Source organism: Thalassotalea fonticola, from assembly GCF_032911225.1.
Classification (GTDB): domain Bacteria; phylum Pseudomonadota; class Gammaproteobacteria; order Enterobacterales; family Alteromonadaceae; genus Thalassotalea_A; species Thalassotalea_A fonticola.
Genome location: NZ_CP136600.1, coordinates 4,272,114 through 4,294,041, shown reverse-complemented (window position 1 = coordinate 4,294,041; position 21,928 = coordinate 4,272,114). Strand labels below are relative to the sequence as shown.

Sequence of the window (21,928 nt, the reverse complement as noted above, 5' to 3'; positions counted from 1 at the left end):
TTAAAAACTAATAGAGATGTAAAATGAGTACAGAATCTGAACGAAACATTCAAAATTTATACGCCAGAATAGCAGGTTTTTCTTATATTGCTTTTACTGTCGCAGGCTTGGTTAATAACTTTTTATTGAATACTAAGTTGTCTGATATAGGCGCTATGCAAGCAAACAGCTTATTTGAAAACGAAATGCATTTTCGACTAGGAATCGCGGCAGAAATAATAATGTTTCTTGGTGTTATTATGGCTTCAGTGTCATTTTATGTTGTTCTAAAATCAGTAAATAAGCAACTAGCACAAACAGCCTTATGCCTTAGATTAGTCGAGATAATTATTGGCGGAATTGCTGTTGTTATCAGTATGGCAATACTGGCATTATCGAGTAAAGCATACCTCTTAGAAATGTTTGATTTGGAGCAATTACACACAATAGTTGTTGTAGCTTCAAGCTTTAGAGTGCCTGCGTATGAATATAGCTGGATTTCTATGGGAGTTGCGGGTGTAATTACATTTTATTTGTTTTTTAAAACTCGTTATATACCAAAAGCTTGGTCAGTATGGGGAATTATTACTTACTCGAGCTTGATTCTGTACCCTCTAGCTAAACTGCTTATACCTGACTTACCTCGCGAGGCAATGTTCGTGCTTTTTCCTGGTGCTCTTTTTGAACTGGGAGTGGGTATTTGGCTGTTAACTATGGGCATAAACTTTCCAAATGACAGTGACAATACGCCTAATAAATAAATCAACGACAACTAATAAAGCTAAATTTTGCTTACTGCGCTCACAAGCGTAGCTAAGCATTACTAGCCATTTACTGACCTTTACTGAGTGGTAAATGGGGGTGAACTTTTCTGTTGCGTATAAATCGGTTTATTTTACGATATATGGATTCAGGTGAATTTTAGTTTTATAATCCAAGGAGTCTTAAAAATCTTTATCTTTGGTAGTTTAATGGTCAACCTTTTTCCCACGGTTATATATTCCTGCATGATGGGAATGACAATATTTGCTTTAATAGAGGTGTTCAATAGGCCGAACGAACGACAAAACGTTTTCCTTAAAGGGCTGTTGTTGTTGTTGCTGATACATTTGGCGGGTGAGCTGTTTATATATTCAGGTGCATATGTTTATGCGCCAGCCTTAGCGGGCGCACAATTTCCGTTTAGAGTTTTGCTTGGTCCAGCCCTCTACTTTTATGCTCATGCAACTATGTCACCAGACAAAGCAATTGATAAACGGTTATGGGCATTAGCGTTTTCTGGGCCTATTCTTGTTTTACTGGCAATGCTTCCTTTTATATTTATGATCAGTCCCGCAGAAAAGCTGGCTTTAGCAGATCCTTCGACTAGAGATCCAGAACTTTGGCAAATAGCAGTGTTTACTTGTTTTTTCGCAACTTGTGTCTTTATTTCATTCACCGTTTTATTCTTAATAATGGCCTTAAAACTCCATATCTCCCACCGTCAACAACTCATGGAGCGCTTTTCTGAAATAGAGCAACGTTCATTAGGCTGGTTTAGAACTGTACTGGTAATCTGGGGAGCTGTTTGGTTGATGTATGCCGTCGAGTTCTTTTTAGGTGCACTGGGTTGGTTTTGGTTTGGTTCAGGGAAATTACTTCCAGTTTTAGAGGTTTTTGCACTGGCTATTTTTATACAGAAGGCATTAAGCCAAAAAGTGCTTAAGGAATCTGATAAAGGCTTGCCTCGTACTAATCAGACTAGAGCAGTTTTACTTAGCGATGAAAAAATGCAATTAATTGCATCAAAGCTAGAGCATGCAATGAAAGAAGATAAGTTGTTCTTGCAAGATAACTTATCGCTAAACAAGCTATCTGAGTCCATATCTGAAACTGAAAACCACATTTCAGAAACACTCTCTCAATTTTTACAAACCAAATTTTTCCAATTTGTGAATGGCTTTCGAGTCGAAGAAGCGAAGCAGGCTTTACAAGATAGAGACAAATTAATCACAAGTATTGCCTATGACGTTGGTTTCAATTCTAAATCAACATTCAATACAGCGTTTAAAAAAGTAGTTGGTTATAGTCCATCAGCATACAGAAATTTACTACTTGAAAATAAACAAAAAATACTTTGAAGAAGTAGGCCTGAATAGGATAAGACGACATTTGATTGATTCTAAAACAAGTTCCGGAAGTCGAGATTTTTATATTCACAATGCGCTTAATGAGGTCCCTCATCTCGCTCCACTAGTGGGAGATGAAGGGGTATTTTTTCTAAAATCGTATAGCTGCAACTAGCAATAAGCCACAGTTAGATTTAGTAAAGAGTTTTGATTGTTTTTGTATCGGTATTATTTTTTAAATTTGCAGTGAAGTAATTGTTTGAATCAATTATTCATTCCACAACCTTGTTAGCTGTCTCAAAGTTCATTGAACTCTTCCAACCATTTGGTGAAAGTATTGGATACCTTTTTAACAGTGCGAGCATCATGGTCATAAAACCATACGGGTATATCTGCTTGTTTAACTGCACAATCGGCAAGTTTAAAACAAAACATATTTCCCTTACAGTCAGATGCAAACAAAACATGCCCTTTTGGCATGCCACTCATTTCATATAACTTTGATAATGAAAACACATCATCAAGGCTTAAAAAGTCTTGGACTTCAGATATATCGACACCTAAATCACAGATTTTAGTTAACACATTTGGCGTGTGGACTAAGCCGTATTTAGAAATTAAATATTTATATGAGTCTGGTAAGAATGCATTAAATTTTGACTCAAGCTCGGCAATATCATGGTTATCTATTGGGAGCATCGAATGTTTGCTACCCCAGTTTTTTACAAACAGATCAATGCTATTCATTGAGAGATACTCCAATACAACTTATGTTCATTTAAATGATAGGTGTCTGAAAATATTTTAGCACTTTTTGACTATGAAATTAGGCTGATGGCTGTTTTCTAATTTGATTTGCACATTCAGCTAATACAATAGCGCCAGCGGTTGACACATTTAGTGAGTTACCCATACCAAACATAGGAATGTGTATTTGCTGATGACTTAATTGCAATACTGCTTCACTTACGCCTTTTCGTTCATTGCCTAATACTAATGCGCAGCGCGATGGGTAAGTTACATCACTATAATCAACAGACTGATGGCATAGTTCAACACTATAAACTGCATACCCCTTCTCCACTAATGTTTGTACACTTGCAGTGGTGCTATCACTATATTCAATACAAACCCACTTAGCTTCATTTCTGGAGGCTTTTTTAAACTTCTTATCTGAGATAGTTAGCTCGCCACAAATAATAATTTTTTCGATAGCAAAAGCATCAGCCAAGCGTATCAAAGAGCCAACATTGTAGCTGTTAGTTACATTATCTAATACCAGTATCAACGGTGTTTTTGGCTTATTTAAGTATTCATTTCGTGCTGGTTTGGTTTTTCTAATGTCTTCTTTGCTAAGCTGTATTTTTGAATGCATGCTTTCTACTCTTGTTACGCACTAATACCAATCGGATTAAATATTGCCGCTTGCGGTCTAATACCAAACGGATTAGTCTCTTGATTTTTTACCCTGCTTTATACTGCGTTTATGGCAAGTTGCAGATCAGCCGAGGATTGTGCGGTTTTATTTTGCCAAGATCAAATAAAATTAAAGGAGTTAACAGAAATAGTGTGTGAAGCACCGCTGGCTATCCGCCAACGGTCACACTTAATGCAGTTAGAATTTAATTACTTAACGATACGTAAATGAGTACGGCTTTGACATAACCATTCTGTAATAGCAGAATCAGCTGCTAGTATTGCTTTATCTGATTCGAGTTCAAGATGAGTTAAAGGTGCACGTAAAACAGGGGTGTTTAACACCGCTTGTTTATGCATTAACACTTTTACAGGAATAGGGTTAGCTACATCAAACAATGATGAGATAGCGCTATTCCAAACAGGAACCAGATCAGTACCTTCGCCGGCTAAAGATTTTTGTACATACAAATTAGTGGCTTCTGGCCATGCATTGGCACATACCGATACTAAGCCAACAGCACCAACAGCGGCTAAATAAGGGATAAGTGTATCTTCGCCAGAAAACATTTTCATGTTTGGCGCAGCGCCCGCAAAAGCAAGAAATTCGTTTATATCACCGCTGGCTTCTTTCATCGCCCATAAATTTTCATGTTCTGATAAATTTTTAACGGTTTGAGCTGGAATACTAATACCTGCACGAGAAGGCACGTTGTATAACATACAAGGCTGTTTTGCCGCATCAAGCAACGCTGAAAACCATTGAGTTTGACCAATAACACCTGGTTTGGCATAAATTGGTGCGGTTAATAAATAGCTGTGCACCGGCAATTCATTACACGCTTCAATCCAAGCTATTTGAGCAGGAAGATCAAAAGCGCCAACTGCGACCATTAAAGGCACCGTTGGTTTTAAATCACAAATGAATTTTACAATATTTAATTGCTCTTCTTGCTTAAGAGCTAAACCTTCGCCGGTACTGCCGCAAATTAAAATACCATTACCAGCTTGTTGCTGATCGTCCACAATTTTTGCCAAGCAGTTATAATCGACGCTACCGTTTTGGTCAAAGGGGGTAACAAGTGCAGTCCAAAGAGCAAAATCATTAAGTTGAAAAGTTGTCATGTTAAATCTCATTACTTCTTAATAATATGGAAATACCTATTATTAATTTAATCGTTAAGCGTTTTAGAGAAAGGAAGAGAGGAATTTACACAAGTAATGTGCAAATACCAGAAGCTCTCCACTTAAACCAAAATTATCTACTGTTGTAGTAAACATTTATGTGCCGTTAAGTGACAGCCGAAGGGATTCAACCCATTCGTCCGACATAAGTGTTACCTTTTTCACTTATGCCTCGGCGTTAATCCCCCTCATTATCTATTTTCGGGGTAAAGGCCCCTAAAGATAACTACCTGGTTAACGCTCCTCTTCTGATGTAACCCTATTTCTAGGGACATTCAATGCTGGCTATTTAATCATCTAGTTAAATTTATTTCAATGTTTTAACATCAAAAAGTGAATCATTTTAAGCATAAGGTATATTACTTACCGCTTTTATGAATATTTTCTTTACTATTCTCTGCTTAATTAAGAAAATAGCGCTTAAATATTTAATTGAGTTTACTTAATGTCATTATCAAACCCATCACAACTATTACTTAGAAACGAAGATTTACTGGAAAGTACAAATCCACTGGTTGTTGGCTGTCCTGATAATGAATTTTTTACCCACTTGCAAACAACCGTCCCGCAAGCAACGATTAGTAGCTACAACGTAAATTACGCAGAATACCAAAGCATCAGCTCAAAATATTCAAGCCAAATAAATAGTCAGTGTAGTGAACAGTACATAACAGAACAATTGCACGACTTGGTTATTATCTATTTTCCAAAATCAAAAAAAGAATATCAATTCTTATTGGCTATGCTGGCACCAACACTGGCTGAAAACGCTGTGATTTTAGTGGTCGGTGAAAATAAAGGTGGCGTTAAATCAGCTATAAAATTAAGTAGCGACTATTCTCTCAACGCTAATAAAATAGACTCTGCCAGACATTGCATTATATTTGAGATCATATTTAATAATCATGCTCCGGAGTTTAATTTAGAGGCTTGGTACGACAAATTCAGTTTAACTATTGATAATACTGAAATTCAGGTGGCATCGTTACCGGGAGTATTCAGTAGCGGCGAAGTTGATAATGGAACTCGTTTACTGTTGGAGAATTTGCCCAGTAACATTTCAGGAAAGGTTTTAGATTTTGGTTGTGGCGCCGGTATCATTGGCGGCTTTGTGAAAAAAACATTTCCAAATACTGAAGTAGAAATGCTTGATGTAAATGCCCTAGCTATTGCCAGCACCAATAAAACTCTGCAACTGAATAAATTATCTGCAAAGGTTTATCCATCAAACGGTTTATCTAACGTTAGTGGTAAATACAATGCGGTATTATCAAACCCACCATTCCATCAGGGTATTAAAACCAATTACCAGGCAACAGAGCAATTTTTAAAGAATATAAAAATGCACTTGTTAAAAAATGCCACTCTAACCATCGTTGCTAATAATTTTCTAAAATATGCACCAATTATTAAAGCTGAAATTAACCAGCCTGAAATATTAGCTAATAAAAAAGGCTTTGCCATTCATCATTGTAAAAATAGCCATTAACGTAAGAACTATTGATGAGAAGTTATAATTAACTCAAAACAAAGTTAATTAAAGGTTGATGGCAACAAGCCATTAACCAAAATTCAATCATATATTTGCGAAATTCATCTCTAACTAACCTAAAAAAACCTTCCTGTTTACAATTTGTTGCAAATCAAGTTTTACATCACACAATTTAAGTACATTTATTTATTATTAATTTTCAACAACTTAACTCAGTATTGCTGATTCTCATTTACATATTTTAACTTACATTTTTACAACAATTTCACCATTGTATCCTTGGCTACTTGCTCTATCATATGCAACATATATTTTTGAACAGAAAATTGATTGTCTAAAATAACATCACTTTCTGAACAACAAGTAGGCACTACTTACTTGTTAAAGTTTATTAAACAGAGGTAGATATGATCAACCAAGCTCAAGCTAAAATTTTAATTGTTGAAGATGAAGAAGTAACACGTTTAAACCTACAGAACTTATTTGATGCTGAAGGTTACACTACTTTAATTGCAGCCAATGGCGAAAGCATGTCACAGCAATTACAAGATAACGACATTGATCTAGTATTAATGGACATTAATCTACCGGGTAAAAACGGTTTATTACTAGCTCGTGAATTGGTTGAGAAAAATGATACTGGTTTAATCTTTATCACTGGTCGTGATAGCGATGTAGATAAAGTATTGGGGCTAGAAATTGGTGCCGATGACTATATCACGAAACCATTTAATCCACGTGAGTTAACCATTCGCGTACGTAACTTATTAAAGCGTATGTCACAACCTGAAAAGTCAACGCCAGTAGCCGATACAGCGATGATTCAATTTAATGAATGGCAATTAGATCCTAACTCTCGTCAAATGACTTCACCACAAGGTAATACTTTCCCAATTCCTCGTGGTGAGTACCGTGCATTACGTTTATTGATGGCTAATCGTGGTAAAATAGTAACTCGTCAAGATTTGATCCAAGAGATGACAGGCCGAGATTTACGTGAAAATGACCGTACTGTAGATGTAACAATACGTCGTTTACGTAAGCATTTTGAAACAGATGCAACAAGCCCTGAATTTATCAATACAATTCATGGTGAAGGTTACCGTTTTGTTGGTAATTTAAACGCTTAATTGTAGTTATTAATTAATAACTACAAATCGATGAAGTAAAATGGCTAGCCTGATCAGGCTAGCCATTTTTGTATGTGTTCAATACTAATTTTATTAAGTTGGTGTAATTCATCTAAATCTTTGGCTAATTGCGAAAAGTCGCGCTTAGAATATTCAATATTGCCAGCTTTAATAAAAACTTGCTTTAAACCGGTATTACCCGATGCTGATTTCAAAATATGACAACTTTCCTGCCATAAAGTATAGTTTTGGTCACTGATTGCATTATTTAATTGCTTTAAATATATTTCTGATTGTTCAATATATAAATCAATTGTTTGATTAAACACTTCATTTCCCAACGCATCCATGTATTGTTTAATTAACTCTTTATCAAGAAATTCCATTATTTCTTCTCCGGAAAATATTTAAGTGAAACTTTTTACGTTTATAATTTTGAAAAACATAGCATGAAAGATTTCGCTTTGCTGCAATAAAATACAATTAACACCTGCAGTTACCAACAAAGTACATTTTTGCAACCTAAAACTCACAAACACTTAAGGGATTTAACCTTTTAGTATAGTTAAATCCCTTCGATACCTGTAGATCCTCAATAATCAGGTCTAAAATTTAACTTCACTTTGAATGGCAACAGGTATAAACATTGCTTTTAGCGCATAATTCATTCAAAATAGCCGACCTTTTTACTAGGTCTTTAAAAAAGTATATAAGTTTTTCTTTTAAACTCTAAAAAAAGATAAAATAATTAGCCAAGTTCAGCTAAAATATGCGCCTTTAAATTAAGCAATTTGCACATTAACGAATACTTATAGGAATCACGAACAATATGCCTACATCAATGCCAGATATAGCCAACCAAACCGCGGCACAAACCGAAGGTACTCTAGATAGAGTAGGTATGGGTAATATTGAAATGCCAGTAATGGTTGCAGCTAAAGATGAAGCTGAGCGTGTTGTTTCTGCTCACATAGATGCTTTTGTTAATTTAAACGATCCAAAAGCGAAAGGCATTCACATGTCGCGCTTATATTTATTACTTGACGATTTAGCCAGCAACAACACTCTGACTTACCAAGCATTAACAGGCTTACTTAATGAGTTTATTAGTTCACATGAAGACTTAAGTGATACTGCATTTGTTAAATTTAGCTTTGACTATCCGATGCGCAGAGAAGCGTTAATTAGTGGTAAAAAAGGCTGGCGTGTATACCCGGTGACCATTATTGGTAAAATTGAACAAGGCAAACTAGACATTGAACTATGCATAGATATTGCCTATTCATCTACATGTCCATGTTCAGCTGCCCTTGCCCGCCAATTAATTCAACAAGCATTTGCAAGTAAGTTTGAACAGCAAGACAGTATTGCAAAAGAAGACATCCAGCAATGGTTAGGCACCACTGAAGGTATTGTAGCAACTCCGCATAGCCAACGTTCTATTGCTGAAATAAAAGTGAAACTTAATTCAATGGTAAGTTCCTTCCCTATTACCGATATAGTTGACACGGTAGAAGCGTCATTACAAACACCTGTACAAGCTGCAGTTAAGCGCGAAGACGAACAAGAATTTGCTCGCTTGAATGGTCAAAACTTAATGTTCTGTGAAGATGCTGCTCGTCGTGTTCAACATGCAATGAACTTAATTGAAGGTTATGATGACTTCTGGGTTAAAATTAACCACCTTGAATCTTTACATGCCCATGATGCTATTGCTATCACCACCAAAGGCATTGAAGACGGTTATAAAGCTTAATAGTTTAGCTAACCTTATATCTGACGGTTTTAACAGCCAGTAGTTTTTAACTACTGGCTTTTTTATGCCGTTCATTAGGAAATAACCTCAGGATAAATATTTCTGATGATAATCTCAAATCAGAGCAATCAACTTTTCTAATCATCGTTCTATGAGTTTTTCAATCTAGTGGGCTCTGCATGAATTTATTCACTCGTTATAGCGCAGTTAACTGCTTCGAAAATATATCGATATTAAAATGCAAACCACCTTACCTGAACACTAATTAACCAGAACAAACATTGCTTTATATAATCGAATTATATTTTTTATTTATTTTTTTGACACAAATGGAATAACAGTCAAAAGTTTCCAAGGTAAACTACAAATCTTTCATCCCCTTATTTTTACTGGTTTTTGTAAAAACATACCGAGCTCCATACTTTGAAAATGGCCCCATACGACCTATAAAACATAAAGAGTAATAACTCTAATTTATATTGACCTTTGCCTCACATCCTTATATCTTAGAAAGTTCCCCCGTTGGGATTTGTGATAATTATTCATTTTTTAGATATTAATATTCTCTTTATTGCATAAAAATATCGCCAACGAGAAAGTATTCAGGAGAACAATGCATGCAACTTTATGATCCCAATTTTCAAAAAGATAATTGTGGTTTTGGTTTAATCGCCCATCAAGAGGGTGAAACAAGTCATAAGCTTATTAAAACTGCAATTTCTGCGTTAGATCGTATGCAGCATCGCGGCGGTATCGCTGCAGATGGTAAAACCGGCGACGGTTGTGGTTTGTTAATGCAAAAACCAGACAGCTTTTTTAGAGCAATTGCTGATGAAAACGATTGGAGCTTAAGTGCAAAGTACGCTGTTGGTACCATTTTCTTAAACCCTGATCCTGTACAAGCTGAGCTTTCAAAACAAATTCTAACCGAAGAACTTGAGCAAGAAACACTTAGTATAGTTGGCTGGCGCGTTGTTCCTACAGATTTAAATATACTGGGCCCAATCGCGAAAGGTAATTTACCAGGCATCGAACAAGTATTTGTTAATGGCCCGTCTGGGTGGCAAAATCAAGATTTTGAACGCCGCTTATATATGGCAAGACGCCGTGCAGAAAAACGCATCGAAGACAGTCGATTTTACGTTGCCAGTTTATCTTGCTTAGTCACGATTTATAAAGGCTTGGTAATGCCGAAAGATTTGCCAAACTTCTATTTAGATCTGGCAGATATTCGTATGCAGTCGGCTATATGTGTATTCCACCAACGATTCTCAACCAATACGTCGCCACAATGGCATCTTGCCCAGCCATTCAGATACTTAGCACATAACGGTGAAATAAATACCATTAGTGGTAATCGCCAATGGAGCCGAGCACGTACTTACAAGTTTAAAACGCCGCTCATTCCTGATTTACAAGATGCTGCACCATTTGTAAACGAAAGTGGCTCAGACTCATCATCACTTGATAACATGCTTGAGCTATTTATGTCTGGCGGTATGGATTTATACCGTGGTATGCGTTTATTAATGCCACCGGCATGGCAAAATAATCCAGCAATGGATGATGACATTAAAGCATTCTACGAATTTAACTCTATGCATATGGAGCCATGGGATGGTCCAGCAGGCATTGTAATGACTAATGGTCGTCACGTAGCCTGTAACCTAGACCGAAATGGTCTGCGCCCTGCTCGTTACGTCAGAACTAGAAATGGCTTTATTACCCTTGCCTCTGAAGTTGGTATTTGGGATTACGGTGAAGATGAAGTTATAGAAAAAGGTCGTGTTGGCCCTGGTGAAATGCTTTCAGTCGATACCTACACAGGTAAGCTATTGAAATCTAGCGATATTGATAATGACTTAAAAGATCGTCACCCTTACCGTGATTGGCTAAATAATAACATTCGCCACTTAGTGCCGTTTGAAAAATTAGAAGCGGAACGAATCGGTAAAAGAGTATTTACTGACCAGCAAATGAATGAATTTCATAAGCTGTTTAATTACTCATACGAAGAAATTCAGCAAGTCATCAAAACCATGGCTGAAAATGGCCAGGAAGCAACAGGCTCTATGGGTGATGATACACCTATGGCAGTGTTATCGAGTAAGTCTCGTACTTTATACGATTATTTCCGCCAACAGTTTGCGCAAGTAACTAATCCGCCAATCGATCCATTACGTGAGCGTTTTGTAATGTCTCTAGGCACTTGTATTGGCCGTGAGCACAATGTATTCAACGAAACTACCGGCCATGCTGATAGGGTGTTGTTTGAAACACCAGTGTTAATGTATACCGGTATTAAACAGCTGCGTGAATTTGATCCTAAACATTATCACTCTGAAACAATTAACCTAAACTACCCAGCTAGCGAAGGTTTACAACAAGCGATTGAACGAATTTGTAATGAAGCTGAAAATTTAGTTCGTGAAAAAGACACTGTCATATTAATTTTATCCGATCGTGAAATTTCTAAACAGACATTACCAATTCCTGCAGCTATGGCTGTGGGTGCAGTGCAAAAACGTTTAGTTGATCAAAATCTACGCTGTGATTCAAATATAGTTGTTGAAACTGCGTCGGCTCGTGACCCACATCATTTTGCCGTATTATTTGGCTTAGGCGCTACCGCCGTTTACCCATTTATGGCTTACGAAACGATTGAAACAATGGTAGAGCAAGGCCAAATTGATATACCAGCAAGACAAGCGGTCGAAAATTATCGCAATGCCATCAATAAAGGTTTGTTAAAAATTCTATCTAAAATGGGGATTTCAACAATTTCCAGTTACCGCTGTGCGGGCTTGTTTGAAGCAATTGGTTTATCAGACGAGATCATGGATTTATGTTTCCCTGGCATTCAAAGTCGTATTCAAGGCAGTAAATTTAAAGATATCGAACAAGACAATATAAACTTATCTCGCCGAGCTTGGCTACCACATCAAAAAATCACCCATGGTGGTTTATTAAAATACGTTCACGGTGAAGAATATCACTGTTTTAACCCTGACGTAGTGTCTAGCTTGCAACGTTCGGTGCAAACTGGCAATTACGCAGATTACAAAGTGTATGCTGATGCGGTTAATTCAAGACCACCGGCAACATTAAGAGATTTAATCAGCTTTAAAGAAGATACTGACTCAATCAATATTGACGAGGTAGAAGCCGATACTGAAATGTTCAAACGCTTTGATAGTGCCGCGATGAGTATTGGTGCCTTAAGTCCGGAAGCTCATGAAGCTTTAGCCATTGCGATGAACCGTTTAGGCGGTTATTCAAACTCAGGTGAAGGTGGTGAAGACGCCAGTCGTTTTGGTACGGTACGTAACTCTCGTATTAAGCAAATTGCCTCTGGTCGTTTTGGCGTAACGCCACATTACTTAGTTAATGCCGATGTATTACAAATAAAAGTAGCGCAAGGTGCAAAACCAGGTGAAGGTGGTCAGCTTCCTGGCGATAAAGTAACACCACTAATTGCGAAACTACGTTTCTCGGTACCAGGTGTAACGCTTATTTCACCGCCACCACATCATGATATTTATTCGATTGAAGATTTAGCACAATTAATTTTCGACTTAAAACAAGTAAATCCTAAGTGTATCGTTTCAGTGAAATTAGTATCAGGCCCTGGCGTTGGTACTATTGCATCTGGCGTTGCCAAAGCTTATGCCGATTTCATTACAATCTCTGGCTATGACGGTGGTACAGGTGCAAGCCCACTTACCTCTGTTAAATATGCGGGTTGTCCTTGGGAGTTAGGTTTAGCTGAAGCACATCAATCTTTGGTTGCTAATGGCTTACGTCACAAAGTACGTTTACAAGTTGATGGCGGTTTAAAAACCGGTGTTGATATTGTTAAAGCCGCTATTTTAGGTGCTGAAAGCTTCGGTTTCGGTACTGCTCCTATGGTGGCTTTAGGTTGTAAATTCTTACGAATTTGTCACTTAAATAACTGTGCAACCGGTATTGCAACGCAAGACCAATTGTTGCGTGATGAATACTTCAAAGGGTTACCTGACCAGGTAATGAACTACTTCCGCTTCATTGCGCAAGAAGTTCGCGAAATATTAGCAAAACTTGGCGTTGTATCATTAACTGAATTAATTGGTCGTACCGATTTACTAGAATTACTTGAAGGCTTAACAGCTAAACAGCAAAATCTAGATTTGTCTGGCATAGTGGCTCCTGTTGTGGCGCCTGAGCATACAGCTCTTTATCAAACTGAAGCTAACCCTGCATTTGATAAAGCAGAATTAAACAATAGTATTCTGGCGCAAGTACAAGAAGCGATTTTAGACAAATCAGGTGGTGATTATTACTTTAGCAGTCAAAACACTGACCGTTCAGTTGGCGCATTAATTTCTGGTGAAATTGCTCGTCATCACGGTAATCAAGGCATGAGTTCTAATCCTATTCATCTGCATCTGACAGGTACCGTAGGACAATCATTTGCTTGTTGGAATGCTGGTGGTCTTAATATTACATTAACCGGTGATGCTAACGATTACGTTGGTAAAGGCATGGCTGGCGGTATCGTTACTATCATGCCGCCAAAAGGTGTTACTTATCAAACTCACCTAACACCAATTATGGGTAATACCTGTTTATATGGTGCTACTGGTGGTCACTTGTATGCTGCAGGTACTGCTGGCGAGCGATTCGCGGTACGTAACTCTGGCTGTAATGCTGTAGTTGAAGGTGCTGGTGATCATGCTTGTGAATATATGACAGGCGGCATCGTAACAATTATAGGTCAAGTTGGCCTTAACTTCGGTGCCGGCATGACCGGTGGTTTTGCTTACGTACTTGATGAAGCAGATGACTTAGATTCACGTTTAAATGGAGAATCTATTGAAATTTTAGAGCTTAATGAATTAGCTATTCATCAAGAGCATCTTCGTGGTCTTATTAACCATCATTTTGAAGAAACCGGTAGCCTTAGAGCAGAATTTATTCTCGAAAATTTCAGTGAATTTGCACCGAAATTCAAACTAATAAAGCCGAAAGCCACTGATGTGAAAACATTATTAGGTCATCGCAGCCGTTCATCAGCTGAATTAAGAGTTCAGGCGCAGTAGGAAAGTTTATGAGTAAAAATGTTTATCAATTTATTGATGTAAAAAGAATTGATCCACCAAAGAAAGCTATCGATTTACGTAAAGCTAATTTCGTGGAAATTTACCAACCTTTAAGCAATGATCAAAGTGCTGGTCAAGCTGATCGTTGTTTAGACTGTGGTAACCCTTATTGTGAATGGAAATGTCCGGTACATAATTATATTCCACAATGGTTAGAGTTAGTTACTGAAGGTAAAATTTTAGAAGCGGCTGAGCTTTGTCATGAAACTAATTCATTACCTGAAATGTGTGGACGTGTATGTCCGCAAGACAGATTATGTGAATCGGCATGTACACTAAACGACGAGTTTGGCGCCGTAACTATCGGTAATATTGAAAAGTATATTACTGATTCCGCTTTCGCCCAAGGCTGGACTCCTGATCTAAGCCACGTAATATCTACCGGCAAAACGGTAGCGATTATAGGTGCAGGTCCAGCAGGTTTAGCATGTGCTGATGTACTAACACGTAATGGCGTTAAAGCTGTTGTTTTTGACAAACAAGCAGAAATTGGCGGTCTACTAACCTTTGGTATTCCATCGTTTAAGCTTGAGAAAGATGTGGTTGTTCGTCGCCGTAAAATATTTGAAGGCATGGGTATTGAGTTTAAACTTAATACTAATGTTGGTACTGACATAAGCTTTAACGAAATTAGCGAGCAATATGACGCAGTATTTTTAGGTTTAGGTACTTACACTGATATGACGGGTGGTTTTGACAATGAAACGGCTCCAGGTGTTTATAGCGCACTGGATTACTTAATCGCCAATACTCAAAAAACCATGGGCATTACCGAGAACGTAAAACCTTACACTAGCTTTGCCGATAAAAAAGTTATTGTATTGGGCGGTGGTGACACAGCAATGGATTGTGTTCGAACAGCGGTTCGTCAAGGTGCTACAGATGTAACATGTGCTTATCGTCGTGATGAAGCAAACATGCCCGGATCACCACGTGAAGTTCAAAATGCTAAAGAAGAAAGTGTAAATTTCGAATTTAACATTCAACCTTTAGATGTAGCCGTTGATGAAAGTGGCAAGGCTTGTGGCGTAAAATTTGTTAAAACACAACTTGGCCAACCAGATGCAAATGGCCGTCGCAGTCCGGAGCCAATCGAAGGCAGTGAGTTCATTATGGAAGCAGATGCCGTAGTAATTGCTTTTGGTTTCCTACCGAGTCCACCACAATGGATGAAAGATGCCGGTGTTGAGGTTGATTCTCGCGGCCGAGTATTAGCAACGGAACAATCTAGCTTTGCCATGCAAACCAGTAAGCAAAATATCTTTGCCGGTGGTGACATGGTGCGCGGCTCGGATTTAGTGGTTACCGCTATTGATGAAGGCCGAAAAGCAGCAATGGGCATACTAGATTTTGTCTTAGCAGAAGAGTTAATTCAAATTCAGCAAGCTTAGATTAAATCATTATAATGATCACGAAGGCGGGCTTATACCCGCCTTTTTTATGTCTAGATTTTCTCTTGAAAATTAATCTTTAACTAAGTAATCTAGATTTTTTAGTTAATGAATAATATTAATGCAGCACAATAAACCGCTTCAATTTGACGTATTCGGCAAAAAAATGTCTGTTCATAGAAGGAATAACGAGTGGCTATTGTTTATCGAATCTGATGTTGGTATACGCTCTAGGGTTTATGATGTAATAATCCCTGCTGAAATGGAAGTGACGAACTTAGCTACTTATTTAGATGATATTTACCACGAATATTCTAGCGACAAACACCCAAAGGTTATTGCGTTAAATTAATACCAATTGCAACACACAAATAAGGATTACTTTGTCTACAATTGAATTTTCAAAAGCACAAAAAGATGGTTTAGTAATAAAGCTACAACGTTACTTCGAAACCGAGCTAGATCAGGATTTAGGCCAGTTTGATGCTGATTTTTTATTGGATTTCTTTGCCAAAGAAATGGGCGCAGTATTTTATAATCAAGGCTTGTATGACGCTCAAGCTATTTTAAATGATAAAGTAGCTGATATTTCAGACGCAATTTATGAAATTGAAAAACCGATTGATATCTAATACCTATTTGAGATGTATAAATTATGAAAATTTGGGTTGATGCCGACGCCTGCCCGGTTGCTATTAAAGAAATATTATTTAAAGCAGCGGACCGAACACAAACACAAACGACCCTTTTTGCCAATCACGCTATGCGAATTGTGCCGTCAAAGTTTATCTCTTTTGTAAGGGTTTCTGCTGGCTTTGATGTCGCCGATGATGAAATAGTTAAACGAGTTGAACAAGGCGATTTAGTGGTAACCCAAGATATCCCTCTTGCGGCCGAAGTTATCGATAAAGGCGCTATCGCATTAAATCCACGTGGTGAGTTATACACTACCAGTAATATTCGCGCTCGATTAAATATGCGCGATTTTATGGATACCATGCGTGCCAGCGGTGTGCAAAGTGGCGGTCCACCGCCGCTGAATCAAGCCGACAAACAAGCTTTTGCTAATAACCTTGATCGGCTTCTGACAGCAGCCAAGAAATAAAACCTGATAGCGTTCAATTTCAATAGCAATATTAGTCAATTTACGGCAAAATATCAGCCTTAAAACTATTATAAATTATCCAACTTTAGGGCCTATGATGTCTGATTTATCTACTTCTATTAAGCAAATTAAACAAATGCTAATCATGCAAGATGCTATGAATACTCGAGTGAGTGATTCTTGGCGCGCAGACAATTATGAATGGTATCGCGCCATTTGGGTTGAATGTGCCGAAATGCTTGATCATCACGGTTGGAAATGGTGGAAACATCAAGAGTGTGATGTACCGCAAGTGCAATTAGAATTGGTTGATATTTTTCATTTTGGCTTATCATTGCGTTTAATGAAAGAAAGTAACGTTGACATAATCGCTGAGCAATTGGCTGCAGAATTACAACAATCTGTTGAACATACTGACTTTAAACTGGCGTTAGAAGATTTAGCTGCCGCGGCCGTATCAAATAAAGATTTTGATGGTAAAAGTTTTACCGCCTGTATGGCTCTGATGGATATGGATTTAAATGAGTTATTCCGTCAGTACGTTGGTAAAAATACTCTTAACTTTTTCCGCCAAGACTACGGGTACAAAACAGGTACTTACATTAAAATCTGGAATGGCAAAGAAGACAATGAAGTATTAGCCGACTTAGTAACCTCATTAGATACCACTGCTGAAGACTTTCAAAGCAATGTTTATAAAGGCTTAAAAGCAGCTTATCCCAAGTAATATCGGTGAGTATTCAATCTTGCACTTTGAATACTCACGAGTATAATGCCGCCATAAAATATAGTTATAAAGAGTATCATTATGAAATCAGGCATTATTGGCGCTATGGAGCCAGAAGTAGCAATTTTAAAAGCTAAACTAGAGAATTTTGCCGAGCACCAGCATGCCGGCTATAATTTTTTTACCGGTCAAATTGATGGCACTGAAGTAGTACTTGTGCAATCTGGGATTGGTAAAGTTGCCTCAGCGTTAGCCACAGTATTAATGATTGAGAAGTTCTCTCCTGATTACATTGTAAATACTGGCTCCGCCGGTGGCTTTGAACAATCATTAAAAGTTGGCGACATAGTGATCAGTTCAGAAGTAAGGCATCATGATGCTGACGTAACCGCATTTGGTTATGAAATTGGTCAACTACCAGGTATGCCCGCCGCTTTTGTACCTCATCCTACCCTAGTCACAGCAGCACAAGCAGGAATTGATAAGCTAGTAGGCATTAAAACGCTGACCGGCCTTATTACCACAGGTGATACATTCATGACCAAAGATGATGATATTGCTAAAGCCCGTGCTAATTTTCCTACTATGGCAGCAGTTGAAATGGAAGGTGCCGCAATCGCCCAAACCTGTCATCAATTTAATGTGCCATTTGTTGTTATTCGCTCAATGAGCGATATTGCCGGTAAAGAGTCTCCTACTTCGTTTGAAGAATATCTAGAAACTGCATCAGTAAACTCTTCTGAATTAGTGCTGAATATGCTCAATGAATTAACGGGTAAAACTCTTTAAATTGACCAGCCTTTAAAACTACAGAAGTATCAGTTGCCCTGATATTTCTGCTAGTATTTGAAATATACCAAGCTGCATAAGGATTGAGCCACTCAGCATTAGGTAAAAGAATTTTAGGCAAGGCTTTCTTTTTGTACTGTGGTTATTCCACTGAAAAAATGTTTAACGCAGCATAAAATTATTTTAGTATCGGCCTTTGGGTGCTTATGCAGATTGGTATTTTAAACAAACTAGAGTATTCCATGCATAAATTAATTGTAATTATCTTCATCACTTTACTTACAGCTTGTTCTTCAGTTGCTGAAAATGAGCAGCAAATAAAGCTCAGCGGTGATATAGCTCAGCAGCAATTGTTAAAAATGCAAACCGCAAATGAAGACTTTTTACTTCTAGATGTACGTAGTACGGAAGAATATAATGAAGGCCACATACCTGGTGCAATAAATATCTCCCATCAAAAATTAGCAAACAGGTTAGCTGAAATAGGCCAGTTTAAAGACAAAAATATTGTTGTATATTGTCGCTCTGGTCGCCGCGCAGGCATAGCAATAGACATTCTAAGAGACAATAAATTTAAGCACCTGAGTCACTTAAGTGGTGATATGCAAGGTTGGCAAACGGCAGATTTAGACGTAGTAAAAAACTAGGAAAGCAATTTATGGTTAATGGCGATAACCCTATCAGTACCTTTATATATTTTGCCGATATATTCGGAGTCATTGTTTTTGCTTTATCGGGTGCTCTTATGGCGGGTAGATATCGCCTTGACCCGTTTGGTGTCATGGTTTTAGCTGCTGTAACTGCTGTTGGTGGAGGCACAATTCGTGACATAATCTTAGGCGCGCCAATATTTTGGACAGTACAAAATGAATATGTTGGCGTCATTTTTTTTACTGCATTAGTTACTATTTTACTGATCAGACAACCCAGGCTTGTACCAAAACGATTTATGCATGTGGCCGATGCCTTCGGCTTAGCTTTATTTGCGGTGCTAGGAACACAAAAAGCGTTGAGCTATGATCAAACTATTCTTACCTCGGTTATTATGGGTACTATTACCGGCGTAGCTGGAGGAATGATCCGCGACATCATTTGTAATAAGATCCCACTTATTTTACGTAAAGAGATATATGCTTTAGCCGCCATGTTAGGCAGTTTCTTATTCGTTGGCTTAACTTATTTGGGGTTGTCAGAACCTATAGCGGGCTCATTAGCAATGGCAGGTGCATTAATATTACGCTTAGCTGGTATTTATTGGAAAGTGTCTTTACCTGCTTTTCATTTTGATGATGAATTGAAGGATTAATTCACGGCAAACAGAGGTGACGATTAAACCCAGCGGATTAATCGTCTTGTTGTACGCCCCAGCCATCATTAAAGCCATTAAATTTTTGCGCTAGCTGTTCAAACTTTTCTTCCATGGCAACTATATTTTCATAGCTTGGGATCATTTCAACTTTGCAATCCACATCCCACACATTAGGTGTTTGATCCGGGTGAACATTGACAGTAGCATTCATATCACTGTTACTGATAAATTTTGCCATGTCTTTAGCATCTTTTTCGTGTTCAAATAACTGAAAAAATTCAACGGTAAGCAATTTACTTAAATCTATACCTGCATCTTGCATTTCAGCAAGAACTATACCGTTTTCATCGTTTGGAAATGTCATTGAGTTGCTCTTTAAGCTAAATATATTGCGCGCATTATAGCGTCCAATAAGAAATTATAAAATTTAAAAGTTTATTATTGATGGTCTAATTAATTTTTAGATTTCGGTGGAAATTTCGACAAGATCATTTGCACCGCTTCGATTGTTTCTTGCTGGTTCTCTTCGCTGGTATCTTCCACGTCTAAATCAAGCTTAGTAAAACCTCTAAATACCGAACGTTTTTTTTCACTATCGAGTATATCTAAAACCAACATAGAAGTTTTTATCTCTTTGTTCAATGCAGCTTGTTCTTTATCACTACACCCCAAACAAGCCTTCACGCCTTTATTATACTTTTGTAACTCACGTAGACTTTTGCCCACTAAAAAGTAACTAATGATCACATCAGCTTGTTCAAACTGGCTATAGCTAAAATCTTGTTTTTCCATTTGTTTTTCAACAGCAAGTTCAATTCGATTTCGATGAAAGTCGCTCATATCCTGTAATTCAGTAAACTTAGATTCACGCGGAAACAAGCTATAGGTTTTCACACTTGAGAAGTCAAACTCTTCATTAAAGCTGGTTTCAGGGCTAGACGAGCAACCATTAAGAAAAGTTGCAGAGCAAAATATAACGCTTAGCAAGGTCAATTTTTTTATTATGAGCATTAAATTAGCCATTAAGTATAGATAGTTAGTTTACTTTACGTGAAAAGTAGATAAAAACAAGCCAGTGCTAATTGAACTAACACTGGCTAGGTTTTGCAAAGAAATTTAATTTATATAATGGTTAGCTAAGCGTTACTTTAGCAAATTTACGTTTACCAATTTGATAAATTGCAGTCGTGCCAGCTTGGCATTGCAATTTATTGTCGCTAACCTTTTCACCGTCAATTTTCACTGCGCCTTGTTTGATCATTCGCATTGCTTCCGACGTACTTGCTGCTAAGCCAACATCTTTAAGCAGATTGGCAATACCAATATTGCCTTCAACTGTTGTTAAAGCTTTTTCATCGATCTCATCTGGCATCGCACCTTTTTGAAAACGATTAATAAACTCTTGATGGGCAGCTTGTGCTGCATCTTCATCATGGAAGCGTGCAATTAGTTCTTTTGCTAGTTCAATTTTCACATCGCGAGGATTAGAGCCCTGAGCGATGCTTTCTTTATAACCTTCAATCTCGCTGATTGGTTTAAAGCTTAGTAAATCGTAATATCGCCACATCAATACATCAGAGATAGACATGATTTTACCAAACATTTCTGTTGGCGAATCAGTAATTCCGATGTAATTGCCCAATGATTTTGACATTTTCTGCACGCCATCTAGGCCTTCAAGTAATGGCATCATTAATACGGTTTGTGGACGTTGTCCTTCACCTTTTTGTAATTCACGGCCCATTAGTAAGTTAAACTTTTGATCGGTGCCGCCAAGCTCAACATCAGACTCTAATGCAACTGAGTCCCAACCTTGGACTAGTGGATACATGAACTCATGAATAGCAATTGACTGACCTTCTTTAAAGCGCTTTTTAAAATCATCACGTTCCATCATACGAGCAACGGTTTGACGCGATGCAAGTTTTAACATGCCGGCAGCGCCTAATTTTTCCATCCAAGTTGAGTTAAACTCTACCCGGGTTTTAGCAGGATCTAAAATTTTGAATACTTGCTCTTTGTAAGTTTCTGCATTGGCTAACACATCAGCTTCAGTCAACGGCTTACGGGTAACATTTTTACCGGTAGGATCGCCAATCATGCCAGTAAAGTCACCAATTAGGAAAATCACTTCATGACCTAACTGCTGAAACTGGCGCATTTTATTGATCAACACTGTATGACCTAAGTGTAGATCTGGGGCTGTAGGGTCAAAACCAGCTTTAATTTTTAATGGTTTGCCAGTTTTTAATTTTGCCAGTAATTCATCTTCAAGCAATATTTCTTCTGCACCACGTTTTATTTCGGCAAACGCTTGCTGAATATCGGTCATTTATTTCGCCTTTTAGTAATTCATTCACCCATCGTTTAGTTCAAAACGCGGTGTTATTTTAATCTTAATGT

At 37.7% G+C, this 21,928-nt stretch carries 21 protein-coding genes and 1 riboswitch; of the genes, 14 read left to right on the top strand and 7 right to left on the bottom strand.

What is annotated here, in order from left to right:
• The first annotated feature begins 23 nt into the window (after window positions 1-23).
• Together RI844_RS17595 and RI844_RS17590 are read left to right on the top strand one after the other, a co-directional pair.
• Window positions 24-740, top strand: coding sequence for a DUF4386 domain-containing protein (locus tag RI844_RS17595; protein WP_348395951.1), 717 nt, complete (start codon window positions 24-26; stop codon window positions 738-740).
• 255 nt (window positions 741-995) lie between these two features.
• Window positions 996-2,099, top strand: coding sequence for a helix-turn-helix domain-containing protein (locus RI844_RS17590; RefSeq protein ID WP_348395950.1), 1,104 nt, complete (start codon window positions 996-998; stop codon window positions 2,097-2,099).
• 285 nt (window positions 2,100-2,384) lie between these two features.
• Here RI844_RS17590 and RI844_RS17585 read toward each other — a convergent pair whose 3' ends face one another.
• The 3 genes from RI844_RS17585 to dapA all read right to left on the bottom strand — a co-directional run bounded on the left by RI844_RS17585 (window position 2,385) and on the right by dapA (window position 4,628).
• Window positions 2,385-2,834, bottom strand: a complete 450-nt coding sequence (locus RI844_RS17585; RefSeq protein ID WP_348395949.1) for an SMI1/KNR4 family protein — start codon at window positions 2,832-2,834, stop codon at window positions 2,385-2,387.
• Between the two features lie 79 nt (window positions 2,835-2,913).
• Window positions 2,914-3,462, bottom strand: a complete 549-nt coding sequence (locus tag RI844_RS17580) for a TrmH family RNA methyltransferase (protein ID WP_348395948.1) — start codon at window positions 3,460-3,462, stop codon at window positions 2,914-2,916.
• A 251-nt stretch (window positions 3,463-3,713) separates the two neighbouring features.
• Window positions 3,714-4,628 (bottom strand): 4-hydroxy-tetrahydrodipicolinate synthase, encoded by a 915-nt coding sequence (gene dapA, locus RI844_RS17575; RefSeq protein WP_348395947.1) that lies wholly within the window; start codon window positions 4,626-4,628, stop codon window positions 3,714-3,716.
• A 103-nt stretch (window positions 4,629-4,731) separates the two neighbouring features.
• Window positions 4,732-4,944, bottom strand: a riboswitch (Lysine riboswitch).
• 189 nt (window positions 4,945-5,133) lie between these two features.
• Here dapA and RI844_RS17570 point away from each other — a divergent pair.
• Together RI844_RS17570 and arcA are read left to right on the top strand one after the other, a co-directional pair.
• A complete protein-coding gene (locus RI844_RS17570) occupies window positions 5,134-6,177 on the top strand; it encodes a methyltransferase (RefSeq protein ID WP_348395946.1) in 1,044 nt (347 codons plus the stop codon).
• Window positions 6,178-6,587: 410 nt separating this feature from the next.
• Window positions 6,588-7,310 carry a two-component system response regulator ArcA gene (arcA, locus tag RI844_RS17565; RefSeq protein ID WP_348395945.1) on the top strand — a complete coding sequence of 241 codons (723 nt, stop codon included), beginning with the start codon at window positions 6,588-6,590 and terminating at the stop codon, window positions 7,308-7,310.
• 53 nt (window positions 7,311-7,363) lie between these two features.
• Here arcA and RI844_RS17560 read toward each other — a convergent pair whose 3' ends face one another.
• The gene (locus RI844_RS17560; RefSeq protein ID WP_348395944.1) at window positions 7,364-7,696 is read right to left on the bottom strand and encodes a hypothetical protein; all 333 of its coding nucleotides are present in this window, start codon (window positions 7,694-7,696) and stop codon (window positions 7,364-7,366) included.
• A gap of 443 nt (window positions 7,697-8,139) precedes the next feature.
• Between RI844_RS17560 and folE2 the strand changes: the two genes are divergently transcribed.
• The 10 genes from folE2 (at window position 8,140) to RI844_RS17510 (ending at window position 19,522) form a co-directional block, all read left to right on the top strand.
• Entirely contained in the window at window positions 8,140-9,066 is a 927-nt protein-coding gene (folE2, locus tag RI844_RS17555; RefSeq protein ID WP_348395943.1) for a GTP cyclohydrolase FolE2, read from the top strand.
• 617 nt (window positions 9,067-9,683) lie between these two features.
• Window positions 9,684-14,144 (top strand): glutamate synthase large subunit, encoded by a 4,461-nt coding sequence (gene gltB, locus RI844_RS17550; RefSeq protein ID WP_348395942.1) that lies wholly within the window; start codon window positions 9,684-9,686, stop codon window positions 14,142-14,144.
• An 8-nt stretch (window positions 14,145-14,152) separates the two neighbouring features.
• Window positions 14,153-15,595 (top strand): FAD-dependent oxidoreductase, encoded by a 1,443-nt coding sequence (locus RI844_RS17545; protein WP_348395941.1) that lies wholly within the window; start codon window positions 14,153-14,155, stop codon window positions 15,593-15,595.
• Between the two features lie 121 nt (window positions 15,596-15,716).
• Window positions 15,717-15,947, top strand: coding sequence for a DUF7661 family protein (locus RI844_RS17540; protein ID WP_451923622.1), 231 nt, complete (start codon window positions 15,717-15,719; stop codon window positions 15,945-15,947).
• 31 nt (window positions 15,948-15,978) lie between these two features.
• Window positions 15,979-16,227: a DUF2164 domain-containing protein gene (locus RI844_RS17535; protein ID WP_348395939.1), complete on the top strand. Its 249-nt coding sequence runs from the start codon at window positions 15,979-15,981 to the stop codon at window positions 16,225-16,227.
• Between the two features lie 23 nt (window positions 16,228-16,250).
• On the top strand, window positions 16,251-16,700 hold the full coding sequence (locus RI844_RS17530; RefSeq protein ID WP_348395938.1) for a YaiI/YqxD family protein: 450 nt from the start codon (window positions 16,251-16,253) through the stop codon (window positions 16,698-16,700).
• A gap of 97 nt (window positions 16,701-16,797) precedes the next feature.
• The gene (locus RI844_RS17525) at window positions 16,798-17,427 is read left to right on the top strand and encodes a dUTP diphosphatase (protein ID WP_405054423.1); all 630 of its coding nucleotides are present in this window, start codon (window positions 16,798-16,800) and stop codon (window positions 17,425-17,427) included.
• Window positions 17,428-17,508: 81 nt separating this feature from the next.
• Window positions 17,509-18,216: a 5'-methylthioadenosine/S-adenosylhomocysteine nucleosidase gene (gene mtnN / locus RI844_RS17520; protein ID WP_348395936.1), complete on the top strand. Its 708-nt coding sequence runs from the start codon at window positions 17,509-17,511 to the stop codon at window positions 18,214-18,216.
• A gap of 242 nt (window positions 18,217-18,458) precedes the next feature.
• Window positions 18,459-18,863: a rhodanese-like domain-containing protein gene (locus RI844_RS17515; protein WP_348395935.1), complete on the top strand. Its 405-nt coding sequence runs from the start codon at window positions 18,459-18,461 to the stop codon at window positions 18,861-18,863.
• Between the two features lie 32 nt (window positions 18,864-18,895).
• Window positions 18,896-19,522 carry a trimeric intracellular cation channel family protein gene (locus RI844_RS17510; protein WP_348398380.1) on the top strand — a complete coding sequence of 209 codons (627 nt, stop codon included), beginning with the start codon at window positions 18,896-18,898 and terminating at the stop codon, window positions 19,520-19,522.
• 37 nt (window positions 19,523-19,559) lie between these two features.
• Here the strand turns inward: RI844_RS17510 and RI844_RS17505 are convergent, their stop codons facing one another.
• The 3 genes from RI844_RS17505 to tyrS all read right to left on the bottom strand — a co-directional run bounded on the left by RI844_RS17505 (window position 19,560) and on the right by tyrS (window position 21,857).
• A complete protein-coding gene (locus RI844_RS17505) occupies window positions 19,560-19,889 on the bottom strand; it encodes a ribonuclease E inhibitor RraB (protein WP_348395934.1) in 330 nt (109 codons plus the stop codon).
• A gap of 89 nt (window positions 19,890-19,978) precedes the next feature.
• Entirely contained in the window at window positions 19,979-20,536 is a 558-nt protein-coding gene (locus tag RI844_RS17500; protein WP_348395933.1) for a DUF4136 domain-containing protein, read from the bottom strand.
• A 121-nt stretch (window positions 20,537-20,657) separates the two neighbouring features.
• The gene (tyrS, locus tag RI844_RS17495) at window positions 20,658-21,857 is read right to left on the bottom strand and encodes a tyrosine--tRNA ligase (protein ID WP_348395932.1); all 1,200 of its coding nucleotides are present in this window, start codon (window positions 21,855-21,857) and stop codon (window positions 20,658-20,660) included.
• Between the last annotated feature and the right edge of the window lie 71 nt (window positions 21,858-21,928).

Bases quoted from the DNA above. Each gene is read 5' to 3' on its own strand.
- RI844_RS17595 (WP_348395951.1), top strand. From the start codon at position 24: ATGAGTACAGAATCTGAACGAAACATTCAAAATTTATACGCCAGAATA.
- RI844_RS17590 (WP_348395950.1), top strand. From the start codon at position 996: ATGACAATATTTGCTTTAATAGAGGTGTTCAATAGGCCGAACGAACGA.
- RI844_RS17585 (WP_348395949.1), bottom strand. From the start codon at position 2,834: ATGAATAGCATTGATCTGTTTGTAAAAAACTGGGGTAGCAAACATTCG.
- RI844_RS17580 (WP_348395948.1), bottom strand. From the start codon at position 3,462: ATGCATTCAAAAATACAGCTTAGCAAAGAAGACATTAGAAAAACCAAA.
- dapA (WP_348395947.1), bottom strand. From the start codon at position 4,628: ATGACAACTTTTCAACTTAATGATTTTGCTCTTTGGACTGCACTTGTT.
- RI844_RS17570 (WP_348395946.1), top strand. From the start codon at position 5,134: ATGTCATTATCAAACCCATCACAACTATTACTTAGAAACGAAGATTTA.
- arcA (WP_348395945.1), top strand. From the start codon at position 6,588: ATGATCAACCAAGCTCAAGCTAAAATTTTAATTGTTGAAGATGAAGAA.
- RI844_RS17560 (WP_348395944.1), bottom strand. From the start codon at position 7,696: ATGGAATTTCTTGATAAAGAGTTAATTAAACAATACATGGATGCGTTG.
- folE2 (WP_348395943.1), top strand. From the start codon at position 8,140: ATGCCTACATCAATGCCAGATATAGCCAACCAAACCGCGGCACAAACC.
- gltB (WP_348395942.1), top strand. From the start codon at position 9,684: ATGCAACTTTATGATCCCAATTTTCAAAAAGATAATTGTGGTTTTGGT.
- RI844_RS17545 (WP_348395941.1), top strand. From the start codon at position 14,153: ATGAGTAAAAATGTTTATCAATTTATTGATGTAAAAAGAATTGATCCA.
- RI844_RS17540 (WP_451923622.1), top strand. From the start codon at position 15,717: ATGCAGCACAATAAACCGCTTCAATTTGACGTATTCGGCAAAAAAATG.
- RI844_RS17530 (WP_348395938.1), top strand. From the start codon at position 16,251: ATGAAAATTTGGGTTGATGCCGACGCCTGCCCGGTTGCTATTAAAGAA.
- RI844_RS17525 (WP_405054423.1), top strand. From the start codon at position 16,798: ATGTCTGATTTATCTACTTCTATTAAGCAAATTAAACAAATGCTAATC.
- mtnN (WP_348395936.1), top strand. From the start codon at position 17,509: ATGAAATCAGGCATTATTGGCGCTATGGAGCCAGAAGTAGCAATTTTA.
- RI844_RS17515 (WP_348395935.1), top strand. From the start codon at position 18,459: ATGCATAAATTAATTGTAATTATCTTCATCACTTTACTTACAGCTTGT.
- RI844_RS17505 (WP_348395934.1), bottom strand. From the start codon at position 19,889: ATGACATTTCCAAACGATGAAAACGGTATAGTTCTTGCTGAAATGCAA.
- RI844_RS17500 (WP_348395933.1), bottom strand. From the start codon at position 20,536: ATGCTCATAATAAAAAAATTGACCTTGCTAAGCGTTATATTTTGCTCT.
- tyrS (WP_348395932.1), bottom strand. From the start codon at position 21,857: ATGACCGATATTCAGCAAGCGTTTGCCGAAATAAAACGTGGTGCAGAA.